General features: G+C 64.0%; 4 protein-coding genes and 2 pseudogenes. 2 read left to right on the forward strand and 4 right to left on the reverse strand.

All coding sequences use genetic code 11. From position 1 onward, the window contains the following. Positions 1 to 375: 375 nt before the first annotated feature. Positions 376 to 795: pseudogene (locus tag C4V41_RS66165) on the reverse strand (transposase); the annotation flags it as partial. Between the two features lie 64 nt (positions 796 to 859). Further along, entirely contained in the window at positions 860 to 2359 is a 1500-nt protein-coding gene (locus C4V41_RS25125) for an MBL fold metallo-hydrolase (RefSeq protein ID WP_103958351.1), read from the reverse strand. A gap of 35 nt (positions 2360 to 2394) precedes the next feature. On the opposite strand from C4V41_RS25125, the gene C4V41_RS60835 reads away from it, so the two are divergent. Continuing rightward, complete coding sequence (locus C4V41_RS60835) at positions 2395 to 3255, forward strand: helix-turn-helix transcriptional regulator (RefSeq protein WP_146103777.1); 861 nt, start codon at positions 2395 to 2397, stop codon at positions 3253 to 3255. Between the two features lie 68 nt (positions 3256 to 3323). Here the strand turns inward: C4V41_RS60835 and C4V41_RS60840 are convergent. Next, positions 3324 to 3512: pseudogene (locus tag C4V41_RS60840) on the reverse strand (transposase); the annotation flags it as partial. Positions 3513 to 3576: 64 nt separating this feature from the next. On the opposite strand from C4V41_RS60840, the gene C4V41_RS25140 reads away from it, so the two are divergent. After that, positions 3577 to 4665: an integrase core domain-containing protein gene (locus C4V41_RS25140; protein ID WP_103958354.1), complete on the forward strand. Its 1089-nt coding sequence runs from the start codon at positions 3577 to 3579 to the stop codon at positions 4663 to 4665. A 442-nt stretch (positions 4666 to 5107) separates the two neighbouring features. On the opposite strand, the gene C4V41_RS64350 is transcribed toward C4V41_RS25140, so the two are convergent. Continuing rightward, positions 5108 to 6000, reverse strand: an 893-nt coding sequence (locus tag C4V41_RS64350; RefSeq protein ID WP_235030362.1) for a helix-turn-helix domain-containing protein, incomplete at its 5' end; no start/stop codon positions are given.

The following is a 6000-nucleotide window of genomic DNA, read 5'->3' on the forward strand; positions in this document are numbered from 1 at the left end:
GGCTTGGAGGATCTTCAGGCCGTCCCGGCCGATCTGCTCGGCCCGCGCGATGATGGCCTGCTTGCCGCCGGGCACCCGTCCGATCTCCACCCGGCGACCGTACCGGCGCGCCCACTCCGGCTCGATCAGCGGCGCCAGCCAGGCCGGGGCCGCCTCGGTCAACTCCTCCAGGGCTGCCCGTACGCTCTCCCCGGCCAGCTCCAATCGGCTGACCTGCCGAACCGCGGCCAGCACGTGGGTGGCATCGGTGCGCTGCCGCCCCCGGCCCCTGACCAGCCCGGCCGCATGCAGGCGATCCAGCATCATGCCCAGCAGCCGGTCGGCGCGTTCGGGCTGCTCGGCTAGCCGAGCCCGGAACTCACACAACACCGAGTAGTCGAACCCGGTGTCCTCCAACTCCAGGCCCAGCGCGTACTTCCAGTCGATCCGCACCGCGACGGCACGGGCCGCCTGCCGGTCGGAGTAGTCCTCGGTGAACTGCAGCACGCTGACCAGCGCCAGCTGCGCCGCCGACAGCGACGGCCGCCCATCGACCGGATACCAGCCGGCAAACTCCTCATCTTCGAAGATCTCCCCGAGCCGGTCTCGGACCAGCATCGCCGGTGTGCCCTTCGGACACGCCTTCCAGGCTAACTCCGCCGTCTTCGCAGGAATCCCCGCACGCGCTCGTGGACGCAGTGACATCGCTCTGGCCCTTCTCGACGTCGACCGGCTCGCAGTCCGGCCGCCACCTCCAGCCTGAACTTCCTCCCGGAAGATCGCCAACAGCGTCGGGACAATGGGTTTAAGCCTCATCGTCGCCGTGGTCGGCTCGCTTGTGCCCTGCGGGTGAGCCGGTTTGAGCTGACCAGCAGCCGGGTCAGTAGTTGTGATAGTCCGATAGCGCCAGCGCGCGGCGGAACTCGGCACTCGTGACTATGCGGCTGTTGTGCCCTTCGAGCAGCGCTGTGAAGTCGTCGATGCCAAGCGATTTCAGCTTTCTGGCGAAATCGATGCCGATCGGCATCGCGGGATTCACACCGCGGCCGGTGGCCGGCGAGAAATAGACGTCGGCCTGCCAGACAATGCCCTGCCTAGGCAGGTGCACCATGGTCAGCTCCTCCGAATGCGCGTTCGGGCCAATGTCGTAGAGCACCATGGTCTGGCTCCCGTCGGAAATCACGCGCTCGCCGCGGAAGTCCTCGATCGAGGGGCCACTCCCCATCGCGACGTACGGATCCGGCGCCATGGTCCGGCGCACCTGCGCCAGTTGGCGATAGAACTCAACGTGGCCGGGCGTCGTGAGCAAGGTCGCGCCCGCGTGGAAGTACGCCCGAGCGCCGCCGCCGTGGTCGCCATGGGTATGGCTCGGCACCACGTAGCGCACCGGCTTGTTCGGAAAGGCATCGCGCAGCGCCACGATCGTCGAATCAGCGGCGTGGAAACCGTCCGGGCAGTCGACCACCGCCAGGAAGTCACGGAACTCGACGATCATGACGCCGCCCATGTGGGTGTCGAGGTACACGCCATCGGCAACGCTTCGAAGACGCTCGCCAGTGTCCCTTTCCTGCGGCTGCCCATAGCCGGGCGGTAACTCGAACTGGCTGTCCGCGAGCTCGGCATCTACGGAAAAGTCCAGGGCGAGTTCGCGGGCGATCTCGCCGTTGAACCAGTCCGTGCGGCGCACGGGGAAGCACACGCCACCAACCGAGCGCTGGCCCGAGTATTCAACGCGGTCGGTCACATCGCCGTACACGCCGCAATCGCGGATCGACTCGAATCCGCTGAAGGCTCCGCTACCGGCGTCGACCAGCAGGGTGATAGTGACACCGTCGCGCTGGGTCCAAGCCAGCGCATGCATCAGCCTGCCATTACGCATAGTGCTGCCTAGCGAACGCAGGTTGATGCCGCTGTCCCAGGCATCCAGCAGCATCAGCGGCGAGATCCAACGCGGGATCATTGCCCAGGGCCCATCGGCGTCGCGCCTGGAGTAATGGCCGATGACCTCGCTGCCATGGTGGTTACGGGCAGGCTCCCAGTGTGCACCTTGATCGCCTTTCAGCGCCCAGGCGCCGCCGAACCGGCCGATCCCGGGATAGGACGTGTAGTTCTCGGCGAACATCCGCCCGCCCTCACGGTCGACGACGACGGTGCCGCTGGCGGGTTCGCGATCCCAGGGCGGGAACGCTCGCCGACTCTGGTTGATCATGTTGCGATAGCCGGTGTAGCTCAGCGAGACATTGCGCAGTCGGCGGATGTTGCCTTCACCCCCGACAGCTTCTATCGCCCCCGCCAGCAAGGTACGCGCCTGCAGATAGGAAGGCAGGGAGGAATCGGCCGGGACGGACTCGGGATCGAGGTCGCCTAGATTGGTCTGCATGACGGCCAAGCCTGAGGCCGCTGGAGGTATTCGTCTTGAACGAACGCAAGGTGGACTGCGAATGCCATCGCCCACGAGATCTCGCCCTCGGCGAGTTCTATGGCGATGTGGTGCGCACGCATGCCTCGCCGCAGTTCGTGCTGTCCGAAATCCACCATCCCCGCGGACGCGTACTGCCGACCCACGCGCACCAGGCCGGCTACTTCAGCTTGCTGGTCGAAGGGCATTATGCCGAGACCTACGACGGCCGACGCCACGAATACGACCCGTTGACCGTCTGGTGGCACCGTCCAGGTGTCATTCACGATGACACGGTGGGACACAGCGGTGGCCGCTTCTTCAATGTCGAACTCACCCGGGAAGGGACGGATGTGCTAGCCGAAGCTGGGCCAGCGCGTCGCGATTTCCACGAACAAGGGACGAAAGTCGTGTGGCTCGCCTGCCGGCTGTTACGCGAACTTCGGCACTGGCGGCCATGCTCAACCTTGATCGCGGAAAACCTGGCGCTGGAGATGGCGGGCTGCGCGCTGCACCATCCCGAGCGGCCGGAACCGCAACCGGCCTGGCTCGATCGGGTGGTGCAAAAACTGCACGACGAGCCGAATCGGCGCCACTACACCGCGGCCCTCGCCCGCGAGGCCGGCGTACATCCGGTATACCTGGCATCGGTGTTCCGGCGCATCCATCGGCAGACGATCGGCGAATACCTGCGCATATTGCGTATCCGCCGGGCCACGAACCTGTTGCGTCACGCCGACATGCCCCTCGCGCAGGTCGCCGTGATGCTCGGTTTCGCCGACCAAGCCCACTTCACGCGCATTTTCAGCGATGTCGTCGGCATGACACCGAGCGTATTCCGCCGCCTGTGGCACCCTCGCCAAACGGCGGAACCCTAACCTTCCGCAGGATCGTCGCCGGGGTGGGGGGTATCACTCCAGGGGCTCTGCCATGATTCCTGTGGTAACTAACCGTGGTGCTTCTGGGCGAGGAGTATCCGTTTGCGGAGCAGCGATAATCCCGCCTTGCCGTACGTCTGCCGCTTCAGGAGCTTGATCTTGTTAACCACGCCCTCGGTTGGCCCGTTGCTGTAGGGCAGGGCGAGCGCGGCGACCACGGCGTCGTGGTCGATGAGCAGGTGTCCCGCTCGAAAATACGGTTTCGTGCTGTGAGCTGGGGTATCGCTGCATGATCAGGGCAGTGGCTGCGACCATCTTGAGGTGCTGTTGTCGCTTGTCTACCGGTTAGTGAGGGGCTTGTTCGGCCTGCTGACCGCGCTGATCCGCTCTGATCTGTCCAAGGATGTCGAGCTGCTGGTGCTCCGTCAGGAGAACCAGGTGCTCCGCCGCCAACTCGGCAGTCGACCGCAGTGGGGTCATGTCGACCGGCTCTGGCTCGCGGCGTTGTCCCGGCTGATCCGCCGCTGCCGGTGGGCGGAGGTGTTCCCGGTCACCCCGGCGACGATATTGCGTTGGCATCGCACCCTGGTGAGGCGTAAGTGGACCTTCACCGACAGACGACACCCGGGACGCCCTTGCACTCGCCGGCCGGTCAAGGCACTGATCGTGCGGATGGCGCAGCAGAACCCGACCTGGGGACACCGGAGAATCCAGGGTGAGCTGGCGCGCCTGGGCTACTCGACAGCGGCCTCCACGGTGTGGGAGATCCTGCACGCCGCCGGCATCGATCCGGCGCCCCGCCGGGCCGGGCCGACCTGGAGGCAGTTCCTGACCGCGCAAGCCCACGCGATCATCGCGTGCGATTTCCTGGTGGTCGAGACCGTGCTACTCAAACGGCTGTATGTGCTGGTCTTCATCGAGCACGGCACCCGGCGACTGCACCTGGCCGGAGTGACCGCGAACCCGACCGGAGCATGGACGGCCCAGCAAGCCCGCAACCTGCTCATGGACTTGGGTGACCGCATTGCCGGGCTGCGGTTCGTGATCCACGATCGGGACCCGCTCTTCACCTCCGCCTTCGGACAGGTCCTCACCGCCGAACGGCTGAGGGTGGTCACGACGCTGCGGCGGACGCCGAGGATGAACGCCATCTGCGAGCGCGTTATCGGTACCCTGCGCCGCGAACTCCTGGACCGGATCCTGATCCTCAACGAACGCCACCTGACCTTCGTGCTCCGCGAGTATCTGATCCACTACAACGGGCACCGGCCGCACCAGTCGCGCCAACAACGTCCTCCGGACATCGCAACGCAGGCCGCCCGGGACGTGACTGAACTTAACGACCTGCGATTCATCCGCCGAAAACCCGTCGTCACCGGAATGATCAACGAATACCACGCCGCCGCATAGCCGCAGCTCAGGCAACGTAACTCAATATTCGAGCGGCACAGGGGTATTCGGGCGCTATGTGTTGAATGGGAGCTTCAGCAAGGGCTTGTGGTCAGCCTGACCGCCAGATGACCGGCCTGCAGGTGATTGGCCCGCGACGGTATTCGATGCCGTGTTGCCGACGAAGGAGGTGACATGGCGCCGATCGCCCCCAACCACGAACGGTGCCCCGCCATAGCCAGGCGATCGTCTCAGGCCCGCTGGTCGGGGCCTCAGGCTCTTGTACGACTCCGCTCCCATCCTCCTTTGCATAAACCTGGCACGCGATGGCGGAGCCACTACCTCTCGTGCCCGTCGTGGCCTGGCTCAATTCCCTGATCACGATTGGGCGATTGGCTCAATTAGCTGCTCAGCCGAGCCTCGATCCCCTCTCGCCGCTGGGCCAAGCCAGAATATCCCGAAGTTAATCTGTCATTTGACGAATTGCCCGGCGGAGATACCCGACCTCGACTTCAAGGGCGGACTTCTTCCAGCTCAGCTCTCTGATACGTTCGACGATTTTCGATCGATCGCCAGGCATCTGAGCGGCTGCCAACGCTTCGATCTCGGCCTGTACCGCTTGCGCCTCTGAGGATGCGTGATCTGCCTTCTTTTTGAGAAACTCGATAGTCGGATTGGATTTCGCAGAAGGCATGGGCTTGATCGCTTGCCGCGAAGCAACGGCCGCTTCGACGGCTGGAAGAGGGCCAGAAACGCCCATCAGCCTAGCGCCGGATCCCGAGATCAGGAACAAGCCTGCGAAAGCGACTATCAGGCCCATCGCAGTCATAAATTTGGACCGCTTCTCTCCCATCTGCAGCTCGCCTTGCGATGGCTCACGCCCATTTCGGGATACGGAGATGGGCGCAGCTTCAGCAATATTGGGGTCGCTGCAGTCCTGAACGTCGCTTCGTGACGAGGCGATAGCGGAGGATTGCACGGCTTGAGTCGATGGGTGCCTCCGTTCTCTGTGAGAGATGGCGGCTTCCCTCAGAACTCGAACTTGATCCTTATCCCCTCCAAGGAGTTCGACGATTGGTTCCAGTTGTTTCCAAGTAGGAATGGGCCCGTCTTCTTGCAACCAGCTATGGAAAGTAGATCGCTTGATCTTAAGCCTATGCTCCACAGCTCGTAACGACATGCCCCGCCCCCCATTAGCGTCCCGACGCAGGAGCTGTAGGTGTTCACGCAGAAGCCTGTCGGGATTGATGTTGTCACCTGACTCAGCCTGAATCCACGGCGGGAAATCTGATGGATGTGTTGTGAAATAAGGCGAGGTGCCCTCTGACCTGGGAAGATTGGAGTTCTCTACGCTTC

Source organism: Nonomuraea solani (assembly GCF_900108335.1).
Taxonomy (GTDB): Bacteria; Actinomycetota; Actinomycetes; order Streptosporangiales; family Streptosporangiaceae; genus Nonomuraea; species Nonomuraea solani.

Excerpts from the sequence above, each read along its gene's own strand:
- C4V41_RS25125 (WP_103958351.1), bottom strand. The coding sequence starts at position 2,359 with ATGCAGACCAATCTAGGCGACCTCGATCCCGAGTCCGTCCCGGCCGAT.